Annotated in this window: 19 protein-coding genes; 16 read left to right on the top strand and 3 right to left on the bottom strand. The window is 53.3% G+C overall.

Annotated elements, in window-relative coordinates:
- The first annotated feature begins 4 nt into the window (after positions 1-4).
- The 15 genes from yedF to CBW42_RS10320 all read left to right on the top strand — a co-directional run bounded on the left by yedF (position 5) and on the right by CBW42_RS10320 (position 19,977).
- Complete coding sequence (gene yedF, locus CBW42_RS10390) at positions 5-610, top strand: sulfurtransferase-like selenium metabolism protein YedF (RefSeq protein WP_087021004.1); 606 nt, start codon at positions 5-7, stop codon at positions 608-610.
- On the top strand, positions 607-1,419 hold the full coding sequence (gene yqeB / locus CBW42_RS10385) for a selenium-dependent molybdenum cofactor biosynthesis protein YqeB (protein WP_087021001.1): 813 nt from the start codon (positions 607-609) through the stop codon (positions 1,417-1,419). The genes yedF and yqeB overlap by 4 nt, the downstream gene beginning before the upstream one ends.
- Positions 1,416-2,432 carry a molybdopterin-binding protein gene (locus CBW42_RS10380; protein WP_087020998.1) on the top strand — a complete coding sequence of 339 codons (1,017 nt, stop codon included), beginning with the start codon at positions 1,416-1,418 and terminating at the stop codon, positions 2,430-2,432. The genes yqeB and CBW42_RS10380 overlap by 4 nt, the downstream gene beginning before the upstream one ends.
- A 32-nt stretch (positions 2,433-2,464) precedes the next feature.
- Complete coding sequence (locus CBW42_RS10375) at positions 2,465-3,373, top strand: molybdenum cofactor synthesis domain-containing protein (protein WP_407922966.1); 909 nt, start codon at positions 2,465-2,467, stop codon at positions 3,371-3,373.
- Positions 3,370-4,515, top strand: coding sequence for an aminotransferase class V-fold PLP-dependent enzyme (locus CBW42_RS10370; RefSeq protein ID WP_087020991.1), 1,146 nt, complete (start codon positions 3,370-3,372; stop codon positions 4,513-4,515). Before CBW42_RS10375 ends, CBW42_RS10370 begins: the two co-directional genes overlap by 4 nt.
- Positions 4,515-4,745, top strand: a complete 231-nt coding sequence (locus CBW42_RS10365; protein WP_087020989.1) for a DUF3343 domain-containing protein — start codon at positions 4,515-4,517, stop codon at positions 4,743-4,745. Before CBW42_RS10370 ends, CBW42_RS10365 begins: the two co-directional genes overlap by 1 nt.
- Before the next feature lie 14 nt (positions 4,746-4,759).
- Complete coding sequence (locus tag CBW42_RS10360) at positions 4,760-5,728, top strand: XdhC family protein (RefSeq protein ID WP_242969851.1); 969 nt, start codon at positions 4,760-4,762, stop codon at positions 5,726-5,728.
- A 346-nt stretch (positions 5,729-6,074) separates the two neighbouring features.
- Positions 6,075-6,362 carry a PqqD family protein gene (locus CBW42_RS10355; protein ID WP_087020986.1) on the top strand — a complete coding sequence of 96 codons (288 nt, stop codon included), beginning with the start codon at positions 6,075-6,077 and terminating at the stop codon, positions 6,360-6,362.
- 67 nt (positions 6,363-6,429) lie between these two features.
- Positions 6,430-9,957 carry a PA14 domain-containing protein gene (locus CBW42_RS10350; RefSeq protein ID WP_087020983.1) on the top strand — a complete coding sequence of 1,176 codons (3,528 nt, stop codon included), beginning with the start codon at positions 6,430-6,432 and terminating at the stop codon, positions 9,955-9,957.
- A gap of 17 nt (positions 9,958-9,974) precedes the next feature.
- Complete coding sequence (locus tag CBW42_RS10345; protein WP_087020979.1) at positions 9,975-10,223, top strand: hypothetical protein; 249 nt, start codon at positions 9,975-9,977, stop codon at positions 10,221-10,223.
- Positions 10,224-10,291: 68 nt separating this feature from the next.
- Positions 10,292-11,182 carry a hypothetical protein gene (locus CBW42_RS10340; RefSeq protein ID WP_087020976.1) on the top strand — a complete coding sequence of 297 codons (891 nt, stop codon included), beginning with the start codon at positions 10,292-10,294 and terminating at the stop codon, positions 11,180-11,182.
- The gene (locus CBW42_RS10335) at positions 11,166-12,338 is read left to right on the top strand and encodes a radical SAM protein (protein ID WP_087020973.1); all 1,173 of its coding nucleotides are present in this window, start codon (positions 11,166-11,168) and stop codon (positions 12,336-12,338) included. The genes CBW42_RS10340 and CBW42_RS10335 overlap by 17 nt, the downstream gene beginning before the upstream one ends.
- Positions 12,339-12,360: 22 nt before the next feature.
- Entirely contained in the window at positions 12,361-17,019 is a 4,659-nt protein-coding gene (locus tag CBW42_RS10330; protein WP_087020970.1) for a glycoside hydrolase family 2 TIM barrel-domain containing protein, read from the top strand.
- A 115-nt stretch (positions 17,020-17,134) separates the two neighbouring features.
- Positions 17,135-19,033 carry a transglutaminase domain-containing protein gene (locus CBW42_RS10325; protein ID WP_133058296.1) on the top strand — a complete coding sequence of 633 codons (1,899 nt, stop codon included), beginning with the start codon at positions 17,135-17,137 and terminating at the stop codon, positions 19,031-19,033.
- A gap of 362 nt (positions 19,034-19,395) precedes the next feature.
- A complete protein-coding gene (locus CBW42_RS10320) occupies positions 19,396-19,977 on the top strand; it encodes a nucleotidyltransferase family protein (protein WP_165761140.1) in 582 nt (193 codons plus the stop codon).
- Here CBW42_RS10320 and yqeC read toward each other — a convergent pair.
- Positions 19,953-20,687: a selenium cofactor biosynthesis protein YqeC gene (gene yqeC / locus CBW42_RS10315; RefSeq protein WP_087020961.1), complete on the bottom strand. Its 735-nt coding sequence runs from the start codon at positions 20,685-20,687 to the stop codon at positions 19,953-19,955. The genes CBW42_RS10320 and yqeC overlap by 25 nt on opposite strands.
- Positions 20,672-21,700: a lactonase family protein gene (locus CBW42_RS10310; protein WP_165761139.1), complete on the bottom strand. Its 1,029-nt coding sequence runs from the start codon at positions 21,698-21,700 to the stop codon at positions 20,672-20,674. The genes yqeC and CBW42_RS10310 overlap by 16 nt, the downstream gene beginning before the upstream one ends.
- A 578-nt stretch (positions 21,701-22,278) precedes the next feature.
- On the opposite strand from CBW42_RS10310, the gene pckA reads away from it, so the two are divergent.
- The gene (gene pckA / locus CBW42_RS10305) at positions 22,279-23,883 is read left to right on the top strand and encodes a phosphoenolpyruvate carboxykinase (ATP) (protein ID WP_087020955.1); all 1,605 of its coding nucleotides are present in this window, start codon (positions 22,279-22,281) and stop codon (positions 23,881-23,883) included.
- 137 nt (positions 23,884-24,020) lie between these two features.
- On the opposite strand, the gene CBW42_RS10300 is transcribed toward pckA, so the two are convergent.
- Positions 24,021-24,929 (bottom strand): radical SAM protein, encoded by a 909-nt coding sequence (locus CBW42_RS10300; protein WP_087020952.1) that lies wholly within the window; start codon positions 24,927-24,929, stop codon positions 24,021-24,023.
- Positions 24,930-25,050: the final 121 nt, after the last annotated feature.

The raw sequence follows: 25,050 nt of genomic DNA, 5'->3' as shown, positions 1-25,050 counted from the left end.
CAGGATGACGACAGTAGATGCAAAGGGCATGGCGTGCCCGCTTCCGGTTGTGGAGGCAAAAAAGGCGATGGCGCAGGCGGCGGAGGGCGAGATCATCCGCGTGCTGGTTGACAACGAAATTGCCGTACAGAATCTGACTAAGATGGCACAGCAGAAGCACTGTGCTGTGACAGACGGCGCGACAGAGGACGGAGCTTATTTTGTCGAGATCACGATGGGCGCACAGACGGAAATTCGTGCGGACGAACCGACGTCCTGCCAGCCCGCACCATCCGGCAAAACCGTTGTCGTGTTGTCCTCTGATACGATAGGCAGCGGAAATGACGAGCTGGGTCATGCGCTCATGAAGGGCTTTGTATTTGCGCTGACACAGATGGATACCGTCCCGGACACCGTGCTGTTATATAACGGCGGCGCGAAGCTGTCCAGCGAGGTGCCGGAGACCATTGCTGACCTCAAAAAGCTGGAAGAGGCGGGCTGTGAGGTGCTGACCTGCGGCACTTGCCTGAATTTTTACGGACTGACTGAAAAACTGGCAGTCGGCAGCGTCACCAATATGTACGTGATCTGTGAAACCATGAGCCAGGCGGGCAAGGTGATCCGCCCGTGAGCCGATTGGTCGTTGTGCGCGGCGCAGGTGATCTTGCCAGCGGCGTGCTGGCACATCTGTACCGCTGCGGCATTGCCGTGCTTGCACTGGAATGCCGCCAGCCTGCGGCAATCCGGCGATTGGCCGCGTTCTGCGAGGCGGTCTATGACGGCTCGCAGACGGTGGAGGGTATCACCTGCCGCCGCATCGACACGCCTGCACAGGCATGGGAAGTGATTGCACGCGGTGAGATTCCGCTGCTCATCGATGAGCAGGCGGACTGCCTTGCGGAGCTGGAGCCTGCGGCGCTGGTCGACGCGATTATTGCAAAGCGCAATTGCGGCACGCGCGCAGATATGGCGCCTGTTGTCGTGGCACTCGGCCCTGGATTCACCGCGCCGGATGACTGTCATGCCGTGATTGAGACCATGCGCGGGCACAATCTCGGCCGCCCGATTTATGATGGGCAGGCGCTGCCGAATACCGGTGTTCCCGGCCTTATCAAGGGCTTTGGCGCACAACGCGTCATGCATTCGCCCGCGGCGGGAATCATGCGCGGTGTACACCGCATCGGTGACGAGGTGGAACAGGGCGAGGTGCTCGGCTATGTGGGAGAAACACCGGTATATGCAAGCCTGACCGGTGTGCTGCGCGGCATCCTGCGCGATGGCTTTGATGTGCCGAAGGGCATGAAGCTCGCGGATATTGACCCGCGCGGCGAGCAGAAAAACAACTGCGTCACGATTTCAGATAAAGCGCGGTGTATCGCGGGCGGTGTAATGGAAGCGCTGCTCGTACTCGGCAGACAGAAGGGAGTGCAGTTTTTTTGAAGCTGATTGAAACGGAAAAAGCGGTCGGCATGGTGCTCTGCCATGATCTGACGGAAATTATCCCGGGCGTGCGCAAGGGTGCGGCGTTCAAAAAGGGGCATATTGTCACGGAGGAGGACATCCCGCATCTGCTCGACATGGGCAAGCGCCACCTGTATGTCTGGGATTTGGGCGACGGTTATGTGCATGAAAATGACGCGGCGGCGCGCATGGCGCGCGCGGTATGCGGTGCCAACATCAGTGGCGGCGCACCCAGTGAGGGGAAAATCAATTTAAAGGCGGACTGCGACGGCATTTTGAAAATCGACCGCGCGGCGGTTTATGATCTGTGCCGTGACCCGGAGATCTGTCTTGCCACCATCCGCCCCGACCGACTGATCCGCAAGGGCAAGCAGGTCGCAGGTACGCGCGTCATCCCGCTCGCGGTCAAAGAGGAAACCGTACAGCGGTTTGAGGAAATCTGTGCCGCACACGCACCTGTGATGGAAATCGTGCCGTTGAAGCCGGCGAAAATCGGCATCGTTACTACCGGCTCGGAAATCCAGTCGGGGCGCATCAAGGACAGCTTTGGCGATGTGCTGCGCGCAAAGGCGGCAGAATGCGGCGCCGAGGTCATCGGGCAGGTGTTCCCCGGCGATGAGGAAGAGGCGATTGCACAGGCAATTATCGATTTTATCGCACAGGGCGCGACACTGGTCGAAGTGACAGGCGGCATGTCGGTCGACCCGGATGACCGCACGCCTGCGGCAATCCGCCGGGTGGCGGAGCCGGTCAGCTATGGTGCACCGGTGCTGCCGGGCGCGATGTTTATGCTCGCCTATGCGGGTGAGGTGCCGGTTGTCGGCCTGCCCGGCTGTGTCATGTTTGCGCGCCGCACGATTTTTGACCTGATTGTGCCGCGCCTGCTGGCGGGCGAGCGCATCACACGCGAAGATATCGTTGCACAGGCAGTTGGCGGCCTGTGTGAAGGCTGCGAAACCTGCACATATCCGGCGTGCGGTTTCGGCGGCTGAACAAAGAATCGTTGGAGGACAATGCGTTGGTAGTGATTACTTCGGTCTGCCGCAGTGAGCGGCGCGGTACGGTAAAACAGAATATCGAAAGCGGTGTGCTGGTGGAAAACTTCGGTCTGGAGGGTGACGCACACGGCGGAAATTGGCACAGACAGGTCAGCCTGCTCAGCCAGGACAGCATCGACGCGTTCAATGCGCGCGGTGCGGGTGTGATTCCGGGCGCATTTGGCGAAAATTTGGCGGTGTCCGGGCTGGATTTGAAGACGCTGCCAGTCGGCTGTCAGCTGCGCATCGGCGGCAGTGCCCTGCTGGAACTCACACAGATCGGCAAGACCTGCCATTCCTCCTGTGAGATTGCACAGCGCATGGGTGAGTGCATCATGCCGAAGGAGGGCGTATTTGCGCGCGTGCTGCGCGGCGGCAGTGTCGCGGTCGGGGACACCGTTCAGGTCATCTGGCGTGCGGCAGTGCTGACGATCAGCGACAAGGGCGCAGCAGGTCTGCGCGAGGACAAAAGCGGGCCGGCTGTATGCGCGCTGGCAGAGAACCATGGATATCATATTGTGCATACACAGATCATTCCTGACGATTTTGACACCATTGCACAGACGCTTCGCATGCTGTGCGATGAGGACAGGGCAGATCTGATTCTGACCACGGGCGGCACAGGTTTTGCGCCGCGCGATGTCACGCCGGAGGCGACTGAATCTGTGCTTACACGCTGGACACCCGGCATCGCAGAGGCGATGCGGGCCGGCTCGCTGGCCATCACGCCGCGCGCCATGCTCAGCCGGGCAACTGCCGGGATCCGTGCCCGCGCGCTGATTGTCAATCTGCCGGGCAGCCCGAAGGGCGCGGCGGAAAATCTCGGTTTTGTCATCGATACACTCGGTCATGGAATCGCGCTGCTCAAGTCGGCGGAAGGAGAGTGTGCGCGGTGATTTATCTCGACAGCGCGGCAACCAGTCTGCACAAGCCGCCGCAGGTGGCACAGGCGGTGGCGGATGCGATTTTGCATCTCGGCAACGCCGGGCGCGGTGCCCATGAGGCGACGCTGTCCGCCGGACGCGTGATCTATGAAGCGCGCGAAAAGCTGGCTGAGCTGTTTGGTGTGAATGACCCAACGCGGGTCTGTATGATGTTCAATACAACGGATGCGCTGAATACCGCCATCGGCGGACTGATCCGTCCGGGCGACCATGTGGTGACGACAGAGGCGGAGCACAATTCTGTTCTGCGACCGCTGTATCGTGCAGAGCAGTGCGGCGCGCAGCTGACCATTGTTCCGATGGATCGAACGACCGGACGGGTGGAGGAACGGGATATCATCGCCGCCATCCGACCGGATACGCGCGCCGTTGTGTGCGCACATGCGTCCAATGTGACGGGCAATGTCATGGACATTGAAACAATCGGTTTGTATTGCCGCGCGCACGGCATTTTATTTGTTGTGGACGCCGCACAGAGTGCGGGTGCCTTCGACATCGACATGCAGCGCATGGGTATTTCGGCACTGTGCATGCCGGGACACAAGGGACTTCTCGGCCCACAGGGTACGGGTGTGCTGTGCGTGGCAGACGGTGTGCGCATTGCTCCGCTGCGCGTCGGCGGGAGCGGGGTGCACAGCTTTTCCCATGAGCATCCGTCGGATTATCCGACTGCACTCGAGGCGGGCACACTGAACACGCCCGGCATTGCCGGACTGTCGGCGGCGCTGGATTTTGTCATGAAAACCGGCCCATCCGCCATTCATATGCGGGAAATTGCGCTGGCGCGTGCGTTTTATGACGCAATACGCAGATTGGATGGCGTAATGGTATACGGCGACTGGACGACGGACAACCGTGCGGCGATTGTCACACTGGGGCTTTCCGGTTGGGATGCAGGCGAGGTGAGCGATGTGCTGATGCAGGACTACGGTATCTGCACGCGTGCGGGCGCACACTGTGCGCCGCTGGTGCACCGGGCGTTCGGCACGGAACACGGTGGGCTGGTGAGGTTCAGCTTCAGCTATTTTAACACGGAAGACGAGGTGCGCGCCGCAGTCGATGCGGTGACGGAACTTACACAGGAGGACAGCTGATGCGACAGAAACCACCACGGCTTATTCTCACGTTTGAAACGACAACCATGGCACTCAAAATGGAAAAGATCTGTCATGCAGCAGGAGCACCGGGACGGCTGATTCCCGTGCCGCGTGAAATTACGGCGGGGTGCGGGTTGTCCTGGCTTGCCGCACCGGAGGAGAAAGAGATTCTGATCGCTGTGATGCAGGACGGCGGGGTTGTTCCGCAGGATATTCACATAGTATAAGGAGGATATAAGGCATGGACATGCGGGAGCTTGCACAGAAACTCATGGATGGCGGCAGTCTGTATGTGCGCACGGCGCTCACAGGCGCGCATATGGGAGAAATGGCGGTCGCAGAAACAGAAGGGGAGTTCCCGGACTGGGCACGTGGGCCGCAGCCGGAGCGGTTTCCGTCGATTGCCTCCGGGGTATTTTGTGAGCGCATTTCCAGCCGCAGAGAGCTGGTCATCTGTGGAGGCGGGCATATTTCCAAACCGGTCTGTGCGCTTGGACATATGCTCGGCTATGCTGTGACGGTTATTGATGACCGCCCCGAATTTGCGGCGCAGGAGCGGTTTCCGGAGGCGGAGCGTGTGCTGTGTCAGCCGTTTGCACAGGCGCTTGCCCATCTCCCTGCGGATGCGAGCTATGTCATCGTCACGCGTGGACACAAGGATGATGCAGCCTGTCTGGCACGTATTTTGCAGGTGCCGTTTGCTTATTGCGGCATGATCGGCAGTAAGACAAAGGTTGCTTCTGCTATGCAGCGCATGCGCGCGTTGGGCTATACCCAACAGCAATTGGATACCGTACACAGTCCGATTGGGCTGAAAATCGGCGCACATACACCGGAGGAAATCGCGGTCAGCATTGCAGCGGAGTTGATTGAAGTGAACTCCATGCGTGAAGTGAGTTTGCTTTCCGCTGACATCATGCAGCAGCTGCTGTACCATCCGGGGCGCATGGTGATGGTGACGATTGTCCGGCGCGAAGGCTCTGCGCCGCGCGGCGCAGGTGCACGCATGTTGGTCGCGGAGGATGGAAACTGTTACGGTACCATTGGCGGCGGCTCTGTCGAGCACGCCGCGCAGCAACGCGCGCGCGACCTGTTCGGCGGCGTGCCGGAGTTGCAGGAATATGAGCTGGGCGGCGGCGAGGCATCGCACCTCGGCATGGTGTGCGGCGGGAACGTGACGATGTTGTTTACCCCGATTGAAGCATATTAAAGGTGTAGGAAAAATATTACAGAATTGCTATTATATAGCATAAGGATACAGGGGGCATCGATCTGTCAGACGGGATTATCTGTCTTTTAAAGTCGGAAAGATACATTTTTTTCGCTTTTTGGCAAAAAAGTAAAATCGGAGGCGGATTGATATATTCATTTATTTGCCTGTCCGTGATCGGCCAAAATTTTACAGTACTTCATATACTTTCTCTAACCAGTCCTTGATTTTTTGCCCTCTCTGTGCTAAACTGATTTTGATTAAATTCGGATATCCGTCTATGATTGGATATATTTCACTACATGGTAGCAATTATGCATGAATTGGGGGAACAGGGGGAGTATATATGGATGACAGGATACACTTCCGGAGAAATCCGGACTATATCTATCGCGAAGTAGCAGGCGAGGCGGTTCTGGTTCCAACCGGAAAGGAGGCGGAAACCTTCTTTGGAATTGCATCGTTGAATGCCACGGGTGCTTTCCTGTGGAAAGCGTTGGAGAAAGAACGCTCGTTCCGGGAGCTGCAGGAGATGTTTGCCCGGGAATATGAGCTGGAAGAGGCACAGAGCTTTCAGGATGTAACAGAGTTTTTAGAGACTGCGCTTTCCCGCAACCTCGTCTTGCGATGTTAACGGCGATCCATTGTGAAAGCAATTTTAAATAGATCGGCAAAAAATCAACAGTTAGGAGGAAACAAAGATGAAAACGAAATTTGCCAAGCGTGTTTTTTCTTCCATGCTCACGCTTGGGGTACTGCTTTCTCTGCTGCCAACGGCTGCATTTGCCGAGAAAGTAACGAGCAGTCCTGGCAATACCGATTTGGAAGTAGAGTATTTCAACAGCACTCTGTACGACTGGAATGAGGCCAAGGCCAATGCGGCGACAGCGAATGCTGACACGAACAGCAATGGCGGATTTGAGGGTAAGGGCTTCTACTTTACGGACACCAGTAGTGGTAAACCCAACAGTGATGCTGATATTCCCGCGTTTAGCAAGTGGATTATACAAAAAGATTCAGACGGCAAACAGGCGCAGAACTACTATATTTATTCCGGCCTGGCGGCCAGCAAGCTCAGCGAGAGCAGCAACGCTCCGTTCAGCAATAACGTGAATGCGGCAAACCTGTTTTCCAGTCAGAACAACGACTATACCAATGTATATACGAATGTAAAGGTGCCTTTCATCTATGATAAGGAAACCGGATATTACGAACTGAACAGCGACAAGAACGGCGTGTACTTTGAAAATGGTACCGGCGCTTCCGACACCAAAATGCAGATTGCCGATCTGCCTGCCGGATATACCGGTTATTCCGGATATCAGAATAAGAAGGTTACCGGATTTGCTCCCTTCAATAGCCTGAGCTCCACCTCTGGGGATGCCTATTCCACAGCGGGACTTGCTAGCACCACAAAAGCATATCCGATCAATAAGGCCAACAATGCGAACGGCCAGGGAAGTCAAAACAAAAACATTAAATATGGTTTTGGTATGGTCACCACTGTGGATTTCCAGATGACCGATACCGGTAAAGATGCCAATGGCAAGGATATTACTTTTGAGTTTGCAGGCGACGATGATGTGTGGGTCTACATTGATGGGGTTCTGGCATTGGATATCGGAGGAACTCACGATGCAATCACCGGCAGCATCAACTTCGCCACTGGCGATGTCATACTGTCTTCCCCGTATGGTAAGGTTGGCGACAAGACCACCGATAAAAATATGTCGAAATGCAACAGTCTGAGTAGTACCCTGAGCCAGACCAATTTGTACGGGGCTCTTGGCACCACCCGCACCGGCTTTGCCGCTCAGGGCAATCACACCCTGACCATCTACTACATGGATCGCGGCCAGGGTCGTACCAACTGCCTGATCAAGTTCAACCTGCCCCAGCGCGACAGCGTGTCTGTGACCAAGGATATCGGCGAGTATTATCTGGACGAACAGCATAAAACTTCGGAAGATAAGATCCCTTCCGAGGTTATGGCCAACCTGAGCAACATCGACTTCTCCTTCACCCTGTATCACGAAGGCAAAGCGGTTGCCGATAAGAGTTACTCCCTCTACGACTCCGACGGGAACTTCGTGAGCACCGGCAGCACCGATGCAAACGGCGGCTTCACCCTGAAAAACGGACAGACCGCCACCTTCCGGAACATTTCCCTGGACGAGGAATCCAGCTGGTACATCAAGGAGAATCTGAGTACCGGCACGAATACCCGTTGGGAAGCGGAGTGGACAGCCAGCTCCAGCGTAACCGGCGCAAAAACGGAAGACGTCACGCTGGGTGAAGGTGAAACCGGCGTGCCTTCTCAGAAGGTCACAGTCACCGGTTCCAGCTCCACCACTGATACGATCAATTTCGTCTGCACCAACAGCTACCAGCGCGGACCGGACCCAGACGTAGACATCTATGATGACACCATCGTGCTGGACTACGGTCTGCCGGTGGAAGTGGATGTCATGGCCAATGACGTGGTCACCAACTATGGTGAGGTCATTACCGATGAAGATGCGATTTCGTTGACAATCCCTGACATTACAAAGGACAGCGACCTGTACGCCAACTACACCGGAACCAGCTCCAACGGCGTGTTCACCGGAACCTACGGCACTGCCGAGGTGAAGGACGGTAAGATCGTCTACACCCTGACCAGAGATTTCTGCGGCATTGAAAAGGTGCCTTACAGCGTCACCGCGACTGTCACGGTGAAAGATGGAGATGGCAATGACGTGTCAAGGTCCACCACCGTCACCGGTACCCTGACGGTAATTCCGGCTACCTCCGTGTACTATGAGGAGAGCTTTGGAACACTGGTGACCACTAAGACCAACAACGCAAAATTTGAATCTGTAGGTACCAGCCTCATCGGCTATCAGGAGACCGGCCTGGTGGGTACCACCACCGACAGCACCTACGGCGCGGATGCCGTGTACATGAACAACCTGGGCGACAGCTACGGCACCAGCCTGAAGGCAGATACCACCAACGGCGCGGCCCAGTATTCCTACACCTTCACCGGCACCGGTACCACCATCTATGGCCGTGTGTCTAATAAGACCGGATATATCCGGGTGACGGTGACGGACAGCGAAGGCAAAGAAGTTGACAAGCAGTATATCGACACGATTAACTATGTGACTGTTCCTGACAGTGAGACCGAACAGATTCTCGATACCACCCTGTATAATATCCCCATTTACCAGAACACTGGGCTGCAAAGTGGCTATGACACCTACAAGGTGACCATCTATGTTTACAAGTCCGGCACCCTGCATGATACCAACAATGAGTTCTATCTGGACGGCATCCGGGTTTACCAGCCTATGGGTACCAGCACGAAGGATAACGAAGGATACGCCACGGCAAACAGCGCTTACTCCACAGACGGCGAGCAGAATGTGGCAGTGGTCAACATCCGGGAGAAGATTGTTGCCGATGCTGACAAGGGTTACGCAGACGATGTATTCACTCTGACCGACGTGAACGGAAACATCATGAATGTCAAAGACTACAGCGACATCGGCCCCAACCAGGAGCTGTATCTGAAAGAAGGCTACAGCGCCAGCTTTGCGTTAGTCAACTGGGATTCGAAGTCCTACAAGCTCTATCTCGGCCTGAAAGCCCCGAATGGAGAAGCGTCTGAAGTGACAGTTGGCTCCGGCACATTTGAAATCGGAAACAGCGCGGACTGCTACTATGACATCAGCGACTATGTGGAAGTGGAGACGCTGGAAGATGGCACCGTAATCGGTTATGTAAACATTGAGGGTGCAAGCGGTCTGACGGCGCTTACCAATCTCAAGGTCACCGGCGTGGATGAGTTTAACCTGGCTTATAGCACCGATCTTGATGAAGATAATGAGGGAGATATTGTCACTGACGATGAAGATACTGAGAACACTCTTTACCTAGTCAGCAAGACCTACGCAGCCGGCTTGGCTGAGGAAGCCGTGGAAGAAGTTCCGGTCTTCACACCTGGCAGCATCACGACCAGCTGCTCCTATGCAAGCAAGAGCAAGAAGGCGACTGTGAACGTGGTGACATCCAAGGATGTTGCCTATGTGACCATCAACGGCGTCAAGGTCACAGGCAAGAACGTTTCCGGTAAGCTCCGCTTCACACTGTCTTATAAAAAGGTGGAAGCTGGTACGACGTGGGATATCGTAGCCTACAATGCAGACGGTGTTGCCAGCGAGCATTACACCGCTACGGCGCAGTAAGAATGGAAGTGATTAATATGAAGGCGAATTATGAAAAGCCGATGATTGAGTTCGAAGAGTATGCGCTGGATACAGCAATCGCCACCGGCTGTGGAACGATTGTAGATCTTGGGCCGGAAGATCATGAGTACAACGGCAAGCAGTACACAGCGTGCAGTTATTTTGGTGAAGAAACGTTTGATGCGGAATCTCCCGCAAATATGAACTTCTTTGAGAGATGCTCCTGCTATCTGAGCGCGGGCGGCAGCACGGTATTTACATCCTGATGATTTGAGAGAGGGGGGCTGGATGCACCAAAAGCAGCCAGCCCCTCTTTTCCGAGGAAAGAAAAACGATGCAAATGAAGGAAATTCTGTACCTTTCTGTGGGAGATGTTCGGATTGGACTGCGCTCGGATGTTCCGCTTGGATTTCTGGACGGAACCGCAGCTTTCCGATGCGAAGCCTGTCTGCCCGATGTTTGGATTGATGTCATCGCCGCAGAGGTACTTCCTGCGACGCCGAACAACCCTTGCGGGGATGACGGGATCTTCCAATATTACCAGGACGGCAGTCTCTGTTATAAAAAAGCAAAAGCAGGACAGGATGGTGCGGTATCTTTGACTGTTTATGCTCCGGATTTTTCCCGGATAGAGCTGTATTTGAATGAAGGCGCATTTCCTGATGTTGTCCAAACAGCGGATAAGGTGCTACAGCTTCTTCCCATGCGGCAGATGCTGGCTCATTTTCAGGCGATGCTGCTTCATTCGAGCAGGATTGCCGTTTGCGACAAAGCGATTCTGTTTACCGCTCCCAGCGGGACAGGAAAAACAACTCAGGCCAAGCTCTGGAACCGCTTTGAGCAGGCGGAGATTGTGAGCAACGACCGTACCATCCTGCGCAAGCAGGGAAATGATTTCAGCTCCTATGGTTATCCGGTGGATGGAAGCAGCCCAATTTATAGCAGGAAATGGCTTCCACTTGGGGCAATCGTTGTTCTCTGCCAGGGAGCGGAAAATCATATCCGGCGTCTTCCGGTTCGTCAGGCATTAAAATGCCTGACGGAACAGACCGCGATGGATTTCCGGGATATGGAGGAACGAATGACCATTCAGCAGCTCTGGCTCGATCTGCTGGCGGTTTATCCGGTCTATCAGCTTATCTGCACGCCGGATCAGGACGCGGTAACTTGTCTCAGAAAGCAATTGGAGAAAGATGAGGTGATAGCGGTTGTCAGCGATTCGTGACAAGCTATTCGGGCTGTCCGCAAAGAAAAGAGTACCAATTACCGGTGCCTTTGAGCTGACCCCGATCTGTAATTTTCAATGTAAAATGTGTTATGTGCGCAAATCTGCCAGAGAGGTTTGTGAACTGGGCGGGCTTCAGCCGTTGGAATTTTGGCTGAAGGTAGCTGAACAGGCACGGGATGCTGGAATGCTCTCCCCTTTGCTGACAGGCGGCGAGACATTTTTGTATCCCCGGATCCGGGAATTATATCAGGCGATGTACCAGATGGGCATGGAGATCAGCATCAATTCCAACGGCAGTTGCATTACTGAGGAAACTGTGGCATGGCTTCGGGAGATGCCGCCTTCTCGAATCAATATTACGCTCTACGGAGGCAGCAATGAGACCTATGAACGTCTCTGTGGGGATCCCAATGGGCTGGACAAGGTTCGCCGGGGTGTAGATCTGCTGGTGCAGAATGGCATCCGGTTCAAGTTCAATTGCTCCTTGATGCCAGAGAATGCGGGGGATTTGAAGAAAATACTGGATTTTGCCAGTAGTTATGGGCTGGGGCTTCGAGTAGCAACTTATATGTTCCCACCTGCCCGCAGGATCGGGCATGGAGCGGAGTTTGCGTCGCGGTTGACTCCAAAAGAATGCGCCTATTACCAAGTGCTTTCTGATTGGTATCAGCTTCCGCCGGAGCAGTTTCGCAGGCTGGCAGCCAATGCCGCAAACTATCAGGAGTTGACACCGGAACTGCTCGCTGAAGCTGCGAAAAAGCCCGAGCAGAAGATGCACTGCCTATCCGGACGGTGCAGCTATTGGGTTGACTGGCAGGGAAACCTGAGCGGCTGCGGCATGATGGATTATCCGAAGATCAGCTTAAAAGATACATCCTTTGCGGATGCTTGGCAGCAGATCGTCGACTGGACTAATAACGCCAGATACAGTTCCTATTGTGGAAACTGTGTCAATCAACATCTGTGTTATGTCTGTGCGGCAATGGTCTATAATGAGACTGGTGGATTTTCAGAAAGGCCGGTTTATCTGTGCGAGAAGGCCAGATATGCCGCAGAATATTACAAACAATTTATGGATATGCTGCCAGATGGGGGACTGGCAATGTCCACAGAACCGACAACTGCACAGCCGATAGGCTGTGTGCTTGAATAAAACAATAGAAAAGAGGCAGGACATGAAAAAAACCCCTTTAAAGAGACTGCTTGCGGCGACCCTGTCTGCCACAATGCTTCTCTCGAGCAATTGCTTGACGGCTTTTGCTGTGGACGACACAGGTACAGTGGCTGGTGCGGAACAGACAGTGATTGTCTCCTTCGGTACGACCAGCCGGGAAAGCAGCTTTAATGATGGCTGGAAGTTCTATTTGGGTACATCTTCTACCGCACAGAATGTCAACTTTGACGACTCAAGTTGGAAGTCTGTCACCCTTCCGCATGATTTCAGCATCAGCCAGAGCTATACCACCAGCGGTGAAGCGGAAAGTGGTTTTCTGCCCGGTGGTACAGGCTGGTATCGGAAGAGCTTTACTCTGCCGGAAAGCTGCGCCGGTCAGACCCTGATGCTTAATTTTGACGGTGTCTATTCGGATGCTTATATCTATGTCAATGGCACTCTGATGGGAGAAAACCATTATGGTTATACCTCATTTGCCTTTGATATCAGCGACTTTGTCACCTGTGACGGACAGACGGAAAATGTCATCGCTGTCAAGGCGGTCAGCAATATTCGGTCCAGCCGCTGGTATTCCGGCAGCGGTATTTACCGTGATGTGACACTGATCGCCACCGATCCGGTGCACGTGGAGCGATATGGCACCAAGGTCACAACTCCGGATATCGAAAACGGAACCGGTACAGTCAGCACGGAAGTTACCGTGAAAAACGACAGCGATGAAGGTAAAACAGTCACGATACGCAATACTGTCTATGCCTCTGATGGCACAACAGCCTCGAATTCTGATGAAACGAGCGTGACCGTGAACGCAGGAGAAACCGCAACAGCGACGAGTGAGCCTATCGTCAACGATCCGAAGCTGTGGACGACCGACGCACCGAATCTGTATTATGTACGCACAGAACTCTTGGTCGATGGTTCTGTGGTCGATACGTATGATACGGACTTCGGCTTCCGATATTTCAGCTTTGACAGTACCGGATTTCACTTGAATGGAAAGAATGTGAAGCTCAACGGCGTGTGCATGCATCATGACCAGGGTGCATTAGGCTCTGCGGCAGCATATGACGCCATGTACCGTCAGCTTGCCAAGATGAAGGACATGGGTGTCAATGCCATCCGCACCAGCCACAATCCGGCAGATGAGGATTTCATTGATATTTGCAATGAGCTCGGCCTGCTGGTCATGGAGGAAGCGTTCGACGGCTGGAGTATTTCTAAAAATGGAAACAGCAATGACTTCGGCAAGTATTTCAACACCAACCTGAGCAGTTCAAACGCCATTCTTGGCGGTGACAGTTCGATGACCTGGGCAGAGTACGCGGTCAAGTCGATGGTCAGCCGTGACCGCAACGACCCGTCGATTATCCTGTGGTCGATTGGCAACGAGATTCAGGAAGGCGCTTCTGCGGATTCCTCTTATCCGACAGTTGCACAGAACCTGATTGACTGGATTCAGGAAGAGGATACAACACGCCCGACCACCATCGGTGACAATACCCGCGGCGGCAACAGCACTCTAGTTAGTGTTATTCAAACCATTATAAATGAGGACGGCATTGCTGGCTTTAACTACGCCAATTCCGCCAGCACTCTTTCCAACTTGGCAAAGAACTACGGTGGAAACACCGGCTGTATTATTGCTTCGGAGACTTCGTCTGCGGTCAATAGCCGCGGCATTTATACTTCGCAGTCGAATGCCAGTAACGCGGACGGCAAATATCATCTGACCTCTTATGATACCTCCGCAGTTAGCTGGGGTATCACGGCTCATGATTCCATCTATAATACCTATCAGAATGACTGTGTCGCGGGTGAGTTCGTCTGGACAGGCTGGGATTATATTGGTGAGCCGACCCCATGGAATGGAACCGGCAGCGGCTCGGTTTCAGGTTCAGGTGCCATTCCAAACAGCAGCTATTTTGGTATTGTCGATACCGCCGGTTTTGAAAAGGACACCTATTACCTGTACCGTAGCCAATGGAAGCAGGATGACACAACCCTGCATCTGGTGACGGCATGGGATAGTGACAATATGTTGACCAGCAGCAACAAGACCCCGGTTGTTATTTATTCCAATGCACCGAAGGTTGAGCTGTACCGCAACGGTACGCTGATTGGTACGGCCACGCGCACGGTCAACACGACCTCTGCGGGGCACAAGTATTATACCTATACAACCACCAGCAACAACTCCAGTGTTTGTACAGCTGTAAGCGGCTCGAATTCTACCAGTTTGTATGCGACATTCAATGTTGCATATGAAGTAGGTACAATTTCCGCGAAGGCATATGACGAAAACGGGAACGAGATCACCGCGACCAGCGGCAATGCTTCGGTTTCCACGCCGGATACGGTCAGCAAGCTGAAGGTACAGACCAACAAGACTGAGATTCAGGCGGACGGTAGCAGCCTCGCATATATTTCTGTCGATGTCACGGATGCCAATGACAATCTGGATACGACGGCAACCAATACCATCAATTTCTCCTTGACTGGCAACGGTGAAATTGTTGGCGTGGACAATGGCGATCAGGCGACCACAGACAAGTATCAGCAGTCTTCTGTTCTGACCTCCGCCACTTCTGCTCAGATTGCCGCCTACGCCGGTAAAGCTCTGGTCATCGTGCGTTCGACAACGGATGCGGGCAGCTTCACTGTGAACGTGACATCCGATGGATTGACTGGCGACAGCGTGACTGTGACGACCAATCCGGTCAGCGAGGGAACCGCACAGGACGGACTTGTCAGTTATACCATGGTGCGCGATTACACGGTATCTGAAGGCACAAAGCCGGAGCTTCGGACGGCAGCGACCGGAACCATGGCGAATGGAACTACGGTAACCGGTACGATTGCTTGGGAAGACATTCCGGAAACAACATATACCACAGCCGGAGACTATACAATTCAGGGCACACTTGTATTTGAAGGCATGGACCCCATCCATGTCACGGCAAAGCTTCATGTGATTGCCGATGTCATTGCGATGCGCAATATTTCCACGGCCACAATGGTCAATGCAATCCCGACGCTGCCGGATAAGGTCAGCGGCGTACTGGCAGACGGCACGCTCAGCGGTGAGTTTGCTGTGACCTGGGATACTATGACAGCTGACGAGTTTGCAAATGTCGGCGATATCATTACAGTTAACGGTACTGCAACCGTGATTGGCGACACAACGCTCCCGGTTACAGCGTCGGTACGTGTTGCGGAAGCGGTAAACACAGAGAGCACCAATGTTGCATCTTCGGCGTCTTTGTCAGAGGATTGTGCTTCTACATCGGACAATCTCAGCTCGATTATAGACGGTGTGACAAACAATTCGTCTGATACGAACGCGCGTTGGACCAATTACAATAACCGGAATACCTCTGATACAGCGTCCATCACCTTTACGTGGGCAACTGCCCAGTTAATCAGCAGCGTCAATCTGTATTATTTCACCGATAACTATTCTGCTTTGCTTCCGAGTGAAGTGACGTTTGCCTATTCTCTGAACGGAACCGATTTCACGGAAATCGGTTATGAGGATGTTACACCGACCGCAGGCTTTACGAAGACGGAATATGTGTTTAATCGGGTCATCAATCCGGTTGCACTGCGTGTGACATTTACAGAAAAGTCCGGGCATTGCGTCGGCCTGACGGAAGCAGAGGTCATGACCTATGCGGGCAAGCTGGAATATAACAGCTCGGCGGCGCTGTCCGGCATTTCTGTAGATGGAACGGCGGTTGATTTCATCGCGGATACGCTGTCGTATGAAGCAGCAGGCTCTCAGGTTACGGCATCCAGCGATGTCAATGCAGGTATTACCATTCTGCCTGCGCAGGATCATATTGTCCGCATCCTGACGGTTTCCGAGGACGGAAACGATGTCAAAACATATGAAGTGACGTTGACCGACAAGGAAGTCTGCGACCATGCAAATACTGAGGTGCAGAATGCGAAGGATGCAACCTGCACGGAGGACGGTTATACGGGCGATACGTATTGCACAGACTGTGACAAAAAGATCAGCAGCGGCGAGACAATCCCTGCCACTGGCCACAAAACTGAAGTGCGGAATGCGAAAGAAGCAACCTGCACGGAGGAAGGCTACACAGGCGATACAGTCTGCACGGTATGCGGCGAGACAGTTAAGGCCGGCAGTACGATTGCCGCAAAGGGTCATAGCTGGGATGAAGGCGTGGTAACCAAGGAAGCGACTGAAACAGAAGAGGGCATCAAGACCTACACCTGCACCAGTTGCGGTGAAACTAAGACTGGGGCGATCCCTAAACTGGAAGAAGTCAAGGTTCTTAAGGTTCCCGGTGTGACCCTCTCCGCTTCGCAGAATAACGGAAAGATCCGGCTGACCGGAGCTGTAGCAGATTATGAGAATCGGGATGATTATTACACGATTACCGGTCAGGGCTTTGTTTATATGACTAAAACGGCATTGGGCACAAAATCCCTGAATGTCAATACAGCTGGACGAACGAAAGTCAGTATCAAGAGCATGGGAAGTGCAGGAACGTATAGCTACAGCATGACACCTAAGAGTAGCTCTACGACGTATGTGTTCCGTGCGTACTTGACTTATACGAACAGCAGTGGAAAGACTGTCTATGTTTACTCTGCTCCGATTTATACAAGTTATACGGGCTTAGCAAAATAAAGAGCGTCGGCGGAAAAATATTGCCGCTTCCCTGTCGGAATTTGATTTATTTTCCTGACAGGGAAGCAGGCAACTGTAAAGATATGTCCGAATAGTTGAGAGGAAGAGGGAAAAAGTGCGCCAAATAAAGAAAAGGATACTATCACTTCTGACAGCAATTCTGATGTTGTCTGCTATTGTACCAATTGAAGCACTGGCCGCATCGGGAAATGGGCATTATTTTGTACCGTTAGGTACAGTGACTGAAACTGGGAATCAAAATGATGGAACAGCCGCTTTTGAAACGGATGCTGCCGTCTATATCAATCCCGCTTATATCGATGTCATTGACAAGGACGATATTCCGGTTCCGGATGACGTTGAAAACCCGGAAAGTTTCGGAAGATCCGGAATCAGTACATTTGCAGAGGATGAAGAAAGTGTCGTATATGTCGATACTGTGGAAGATGCGGGAGCCGTTCTGCGTGCGGGTATGGTCGCGCGTGAGGAGACCATCACGGTTTATTATTATGGTGATATATACAGCTCCGATTATTTTAAGGATTTGTGTATCAATCGTATTATCCCGGCAGCGCTTGCGGAGACAGGAAACGCCAATGAAGGAGATTATCTCCGTTACAACTATGGCGGAACCGGCTACAAAGCATCTATTGCAGCGGACGGTGAGGGAAAATATCGTTACTATACGATTGTCTTTACGCCGACCTATTTTACGACCGCAGAGCAGGAGACTGCGGTGACGAAAACGGTGGATGCGCTTTTGGAAGAAACTCTCACCTTTGAGGAGAGCGCCTCTGATTATGAGAAGACGTATTTGGTGTATGACTATATTTGCAGTCATGTCACCTATGATAACGAACATCTGGATGACAGCACCTACACGCTGAAATATTCGACCTATGCGGCTCTGCTTAACGGAACAGCTGTCTGTCAGGGATATGCTTCCTTGTTTTACAGGCTATTGAGAGAGCTTGATATGAGTGTCCGTATCGCGACCGGTTATGGCGGTGCAGCATCGGAGGACACGGCAAATTATTACGAAAACCATGCGTGGAATATCGCGCAAATCGACAGCAAGTGGTATTACGCGGATTCTACCTGGGACGCTGAGTTCAGCGACGAAGTGGCCGCAGGTACGTATTCCTATCAATATTTTCTGAAGGGAACGTTAGACTTTGACAGTCTGGAAGCTCCGTATTCTACTACAGGTATCCATTATCTAATTATGGATGAGGATTTTACAAATGCATACGGTATAGAGGAGACAAGATATATCGATGCAGGCGGAGCGGAATGTTCACATGAATATGTTGCAGCCGTCACGGAACCGACCTGCACAGAGAGCGGATATACTACGTACACCTGTTCCCTGTGCGGAGATAGCTATATCAGTGATGAAACGGAGGCTCTGGGACACGCTGTTGTGACGGATGCTGCTGTGACTGCAACCTGTGAGAAAACCGGTCTGACGGAGGGAACACATTGCGCAGTCTGTGGCGAGACACTCAAAGCACAGGAAATTGTTCCTGCCATTGGTCACAGTTGGGACGGCGGTGTTGTGACGAAGGAAGCTACTGCGGACGAAGAGGGGATCAGAACCTATACCTGTACAGTCTGCGGAGCTACAAAAACAGAGACAATCGCCGTCAAGATCCTGTCAGCACCGTTGGTGACACTCGGCGTTTCCCAAAACAATGGGAAAATCCGCCTGACTGGAACTGCAGCAGATTATGAGAATCGGGATGACTATTACACGATTACTGGTCAGGGATTTGTCTACATGACAAAAACCGCGTTGGGAACAAAATCCCTAAATGTCAATACAGCTGGACGGACGAAAGTCAGCATCAGGAGTATCGGCAGCGCAGGAACATACAGCTACAGTATGACACCTAAGAGCAGTTCCACGATCTATGTATTCCGCGCATTCCTAACTTATCAGAACAGCACCGGAAAAACGGTTTATGTCTATTCCAATCCTGCTTATACGTGCTACAGCGGAATCAATCTATAGAAATTGATTTATTCGGGCTTTTGCATATAGATAGATTGGATAAGCTCACGCCAGAAGAAACAAAAGAGAATTTTCTGGAATACTTGAAAGAAGCCAAGGTGCTACAATACAGTTAACAGAAAATTCAAAATCGTCCGAAAAAGGATGATATACAGCTCAATTACCGTCGCAGCCTGCCTGATATGGCAGATTGTGGCGGTGATTTTTTCTTTCTGTGTGAGGTGTTTTAGCCGAACACCGTTGAAACCGCCCCATACCTACGATATAATGATACCGGTATGATGCTTGTTATATCCAGATGCATTATCGAAAGATTTAGACAAAGTAAACAAAGAGTATTTTTCACAGGCGGGAGGCATTTCATGAACACAGCAGCGGTCATTCTGGCGGCGGGCTTCAGCCGCCGCATGCAGCATGCGGATAAGCTCAAACTGAATATTGCGGGCGTGCCGATGTATCAGCATGTGATTTCTCTCGCGTGTACCTGCGGGCTGTTTTCCACCGTCATTGTTGTGACCAATCAGCCGGATATCGCGGCATTTGCTGCACAAAACGGTGCACAGGCTGTGGAAAATCTACGCGCGGCGCATGGCATGGGTACCTCCGTCGCGGCGGGCACGCGCGCCTTGCCGGAGAATACAGATTTCTGTGCTTTCCTCACCGCGGATCAGCCATTTCTGACTGCGGATCTTCTGCGTAATCTGGTAGAAACGGCATGTGGGCAAAATAAAATCGCCGTCCCACGGGTGGACGGCGCGCCAAAATCCCCGTGCATTTTCCCGGCACGGTATTTTGGACAGTGCAAAGCCCTCTCCGCCGACAAGGGCGGAAAGGGCATATATCAGCAGCATTTGGATGATGTTGTATGGGTGGACTTCCCGGATGGGCATGCATGGCGCGATATCGATACACAGACCGATTACAGCGCGGTGATCTCCGGCTGAGTGCCGAGGAAACAGGTTGCCGCACAGCGGATCCCGTGAATGGCGAGACCGGCTGAAATTTCTCTTGCTGCATCCCGCAGCGCATCCGTATCACACTGGTTCAAACAGACGGTAAAGTGGTGCGGATAGCCTGCCGCCTGGCGGCATTCAAGCGCAAGACGCACGAAATCATCTGTGTCGAGCGGCTTGTCCGGCAGGGCAGCAAACAGCGGGTCGAGCTGCCAGCGGTGGCAGATGTCCTGTGCCGGTTTGCCGAGTGCAGACAGACCGAGCACGCCGATGACCGAATCTGTGCCGAACCACACCACCGGTTCGGTTGCGTTGTGGCACTTGACCGGCAGGCGTTTGGCACCGTCCGCTTCATACAAAAACACATCGGCGGCCTGCATGGCGGCATCCACGTTCATCGGCGCAATACCGGTGATTTTTTTTTGCCCGCAGGGCGTGCCAATGACAGCAATCTGCCCGGGCAGGCAGATGGATGCAGGATTCTCTACCTGCTCCGTGTGAAAAAAGTGAAGAACATCGGTGTCCTCCGGCTGGAGGATGTGTGTGCTCGTCGTGACGAGCACGCGCTGATTGCCCCGCCGCGCTTCCTCCGCCAGCGCATACAGCAGCGTTGTCTTGCCGCCTGCGCCGCAGATTGCAACGGATTGCACATCTGTCAGGTACAGTGCACCAGAAAGCCGCATGGTCAGACCTCTACCCATTGCGCGCAGGTCGCCTGCGGGACCGTCACCTCGCAGACCGGCGCGACATAGAGGCCGGAACGTCGGTCGACCGGACACACGGCGATGGTATTGGTATATTGCCCTGTGATGACAATGTGTGTGCCGCCCGGCTGGAACGAAAAATGCCGTGGGCCGGAGGTAAACACCGGCAGATAAAACGGCTCCGACAGGAGACCGTCATCCCGCACATGGTACAGTGCCATATAATCGATGCCGCGGCTGGACGCATACAGGTAGTGTTCGTCAGCCGACAGATGGATGTCTGCGGACAGTGTGTCATCCGGGCGCACTGCGGGTACACAGTCGGTAATTTGCAGTTCGGTCAGCACGCCAGTCTCCGGGTCGCGGGCATAGACCAGAATCTGTGCGGACAGCTCAGTGATGACATAGACACGCGTGCCTGCCTTGTTATAGGTCAGATGGCGCGGGCCGGAGCCTGCCGGGGCAATCAGTTCTGTCTGCGCCGGATTCGGCAGTAGTTTGCCGTCATTTTCAATGCAGTAGCTGTAAATGCGGTCACTGCCCAGGTCACAGACGAGCAGGAATCGGTTGTCCGGTGACGGGAATGCCGAATGGATGTGCGGCCTGTCCTGCCGCGGATGCGGGCCGCCGCCGGTGTACAGAATGCGTTCCACCTCTCCGGTCGGAATGCCGTCTGCATGCAGCGGACAGCGCAGCAGCTCGCCCGCAAAATAATTGCAGGCATACAGCGTGCGGCCTACGACCGACACATGGCAGGTCGAGCCGCCGGGCGAGTCGATGCGGTGCAGCGGCGTCAGGCTGTGCCCGTCAAAGGCAAAGGTACGGACACAGCAGCCGGTCTCGGCGCGTCCGCTCGTATACAGCAGGCCGTTGTGATACAGCACATAGGTTGGACTGTAAGCATCTGCCGTGCAGAGCTGGGTGAGTTTGCCGTCCGGAGAAGCTGCAAAGCAGCGTACCCCGTCTTTTCCATCCGGGTCGGTATAAGAACCGGTAAAAATATATTGCATGTTGCATCCCTCCATGTCGGAATCGATTACCCTTATTGTAACAAAGTGCGCGAAAGAATGCAAACGGGAGGGAACAATCCGTTGTGCAATGATCCCAAAAGGTTCGACAAATAGGGCGTATCTGAACAGTCGAAAATTTTGACTATTTCTATAAGTGCGGACAGCTTCTTTGTTAAAAACACTGGAAATGCGAAAGGATTCCAGCGTGCTTTTGCCTTGAACCAGTCTCACCTTTGCGAAAGATTTGTCATTTTCTTGGTTTTCAGATAGCGCCCGGTTCAAATACAAATTGTTCAGGCAACCAAAAGGCCCTGTTATCTGTAAAAAGCAGACGGCTGTCCGTGCAGGACAGCCGAATTTTTGTGTCAGAATATAGAAGGATATACCTCATTAGTATACCATATTTATAGTTATATGAAAAGAAAAAATGTGTGAATTGTAATAATTGCCGATTCTTTCGTCGTTTTCAGTAGAATTTGAGATGTTTTTAATATTGACTTTTGTTTGTCGGTTGGATAACATAAAAGCTAAGGTATTTTAATCCAATCGTACCAATTAGAAATGAGGTTAGACGTAAGATGACAGCAATTGATTTAAACAAATATGGCATCACCGGTACAACCGAAATCGTTTACAACCCTTCCTATGAGATGCTCTTTGAAGAGGAAACCAAGGAAGGTCTGGAAGGCTTTGAAGTTGGCCAGAACACGGAGCTGGACGCTGTAAACGTAATGACTGGTATCTACACTGGTCGTTCCCCGAAGGACAAGTACATCGTCATGGATGAAAACTCCAAGGACACCGTTTGGTGGACCTCTGACGAGTATAAGAACGACAACCATCCGATGAGCGAGGAAGTTTGGCAGACGGTTAAGGACATCGCAGTCAAGGAGCTGTGCAACAAGAGACTGTTTGTTGTGGATGCATTCTGCGGCGCAAACAAGGATACCCGCATGGCAATCCGTTTCATCGTTGAGGTAGCTTGGCAGGCACACTTCGTAAAGAACATGTTCATCCGCCCGACGGAGGAAGAACTGAAGGACTTCACCCCGGACTTTGTTGTTTACAACGCTTCCAAGGCAAAGGTTGAGAACTATAAGGAGCTGGGTCTGAATTCCGAGACCTGCGTAGCCTTCAACATCACCAGCCGTGAGCAGGTTATCATCAACACCTGGTACGGCGGCGAGATGAAGAAGGGTATGTTCTCTATGATGAACTACTACCTGCCGCTGAAGGGCATCGCTTCCATGCACTGCTCTGCAAACACCGATATGAACGGCGAGAACACCGCAATCTTCTTCGGCCTGTCCGGCACCGGTAAGACCACCCTGTCCACCGATCCGAAGCGTCTGCTGATCGGCGATGACGAGCACGGCTGGGACGACAACGGCGTATTCAACTTCGAGGGCGGCTGCTATGCAAAGGTTATCAACCTGGATAAGGACTCCGAGCCGGATATCTACAACGCAATCAAGCGCAACGCTCTGCTGGAGAACGTAACCGTTGATGCAGAAGGCAAGATTGATTTCGCTGATAAGAGTGTAACCGAGAACACCCGTGTATCCTATCCGATCGACCATATCGAAAAGATTGTACGTCCGGTATCCTCTGCACCGGCAGCAAAGAACGTGATCTTCCTGTCTGCTGACGCATTCGGCGTACTGCCGCCGGTTTCTATCCTGACACCGGAGCAGACGCAGTACTACTTCCTGTCTGGCTTTACTGCAAAGCTGGCTGGTACCGAGCGCGGCATCACGGAGCCGACCCCGACCTTCTCCGCTTGCTTTGGTCAGGCATTCCTGGAACTGCATCCGACCAAGTACGCAGAAGAGCTGGTTAAGAAGATGGAAAAGAGCGGCGCAAAGGCTTACCTGGTTAACACCGGCTGGAACGGCACCGGCAAGCGCATCTCCATCAAGGATACCCGCGGCATCATCGACGCAATCCTGAACGGCGACATCAAGAACGCTCCGACCAAGACCATTCCGTACTTCAACTTTGAAGTTCCGACCGAGCTTCCGGGCGTAGATCCGGCAATCCTGGATCCGCGTGATACCTATGCAGACGCTTCCGAGTGGGATGCAAAGGCAAAGGATCTGGCTGGCAGATTCATCAAGAACTTCTCCAAGTACGAAGGCAACGAGGCTGGCAAGGCTCTGGTTGCAGCAGGTCCGCAGCTCTAAAGCTTCGTGACGGCTTTCCGTATGGTGAAGCCTCTCTGATATAACAGAACAAGAGAACAGCGAGATGGGAAACCGCATGGTTTGTCCATCCCGCTGTTTTTTGCTTGTACGATTTGTGTCAGCTCGAGAGGAAGCAATCAGGCGCGGCAGACGCCGCTGCCGTCAAAATGCGGAATAAAGCTCTCGCTGACCGATTCCGCGTCCTGCGTCCAGCCTTCCAGAGCGAGCAGCGCCATCTGTTCGCAGGCATCGGCATATTCTTCGTCAGTGATGCGGCGCGTGAGCTCCGGATAGCCGGACAGGTTGGTGCACGGCGTAAACTGCCGCATCAGGCTGACCAGCACCTGTCCGCCCCAGTTGGATGAAATCGAGCGAAGGATCTGCGCCGTGTCGCCGCCCAGACCGGGCAGCATGAGATGGCGGATGATGGTGCCGTGCGTCATCATGCCGTCAGCATCAAACTGCGGCGCACCGGTCTGGCGTATCATTTCCCCGATTGCGGCACAGGCGATATCGAAATAATCCGGTGCATGCGAATAGCGCGCAGCATAATAAGAGCTGTAATATTTGAGGTCGGGCAGGTAAATGTCAATCAGTCCGTCCAGCATGCGCAATGTTTCCACACGTTCATAACCGCCGCAGTTGTAAATAACCGGGATGGTCAGTCCGCGCGCGCGGGCGAGCGGGATGGCTTCTGCGAGATGGACGGCGTAGTGCGTCGGCGTCACGAGATCAATGTTATGCGCGCCGCGCGCCTGTAATGATAAAAATGTGTCTGCCAGACCGGAACAATCGGTTAATATGCCGTTTGCTGCTGCCTCTTGACCGGAAATGTCATGGTTCTGACAGTAGACACAGCCGAGCGGGCAGTGGCAGAAAAAGACGGTGCCCGCGCCGCGCGTGCCCGACAGGCACGGCTCCTCCCAGCGATGCAGGCTGGCCAGCCCGATGCGGATAGTGTCATCCGCGCCGCAGAAGCCGGTTTGTCCGGCCGCGCGGTTTGCCCCGCACCGGCGCGGGCACAGGGTACAGTGTTCGAGCATCATGGAACCCCTCCTTCGGATATGCCCGGATTTGTTTGCTCTGTCAGCATATCATAGCACAAAAGACTGGGAAATGGAACAGAAATGCGGTATACTAGGTAACAATAGCAAAGGCACTGTGCGG

The sequence above is a fragment of the Butyricicoccus porcorum genome, assembly GCF_002157465.1.
Classification (GTDB): domain Bacteria; phylum Bacillota; class Clostridia; order Oscillospirales; family Butyricicoccaceae; genus Butyricicoccus_A; species Butyricicoccus_A porcorum.
This window is presented reverse-complemented; position numbering and strand designations above follow the sequence as displayed.

Coding starts and splice junctions, on each gene's coding strand:
- CBW42_RS10340 (WP_087020976.1), top strand. CDS start 10,292: ATGCAAATGAAGGAAATTCTGTACCTTTCTGTGGGAGATGTTCGGATT.
- CBW42_RS10310 (WP_165761139.1), bottom strand. CDS start 21,700: ATGCAATATATTTTTACCGGTTCTTATACCGACCCGGATGGAAAAGAC.
- yedF (WP_087021004.1), top strand. CDS start 5: ATGACGACAGTAGATGCAAAGGGCATGGCGTGCCCGCTTCCGGTTGTG.
- CBW42_RS10365 (WP_087020989.1), top strand. CDS start 4,515: ATGCGACAGAAACCACCACGGCTTATTCTCACGTTTGAAACGACAACC.
- CBW42_RS10350 (WP_087020983.1), top strand. CDS start 6,430: ATGAAAACGAAATTTGCCAAGCGTGTTTTTTCTTCCATGCTCACGCTT.
- CBW42_RS10330 (WP_087020970.1), top strand. CDS start 12,361: ATGAAAAAAACCCCTTTAAAGAGACTGCTTGCGGCGACCCTGTCTGCC.
- CBW42_RS10360 (WP_242969851.1), top strand. CDS start 4,760: ATGGACATGCGGGAGCTTGCACAGAAACTCATGGATGGCGGCAGTCTG.
- CBW42_RS10345 (WP_087020979.1), top strand. CDS start 9,975: ATGAAGGCGAATTATGAAAAGCCGATGATTGAGTTCGAAGAGTATGCG.
- yqeC (WP_087020961.1), bottom strand. CDS start 20,687: ATGGGTAGAGGTCTGACCATGCGGCTTTCTGGTGCACTGTACCTGACA.
- pckA (WP_087020955.1), top strand. CDS start 22,279: ATGACAGCAATTGATTTAAACAAATATGGCATCACCGGTACAACCGAA.
- CBW42_RS10320 (WP_165761140.1), top strand. CDS start 19,396: ATGAACACAGCAGCGGTCATTCTGGCGGCGGGCTTCAGCCGCCGCATG.
- CBW42_RS10355 (WP_087020986.1), top strand. CDS start 6,075: ATGGATGACAGGATACACTTCCGGAGAAATCCGGACTATATCTATCGC.
- CBW42_RS10300 (WP_087020952.1), bottom strand. CDS start 24,929: ATGATGCTCGAACACTGTACCCTGTGCCCGCGCCGGTGCGGGGCAAAC.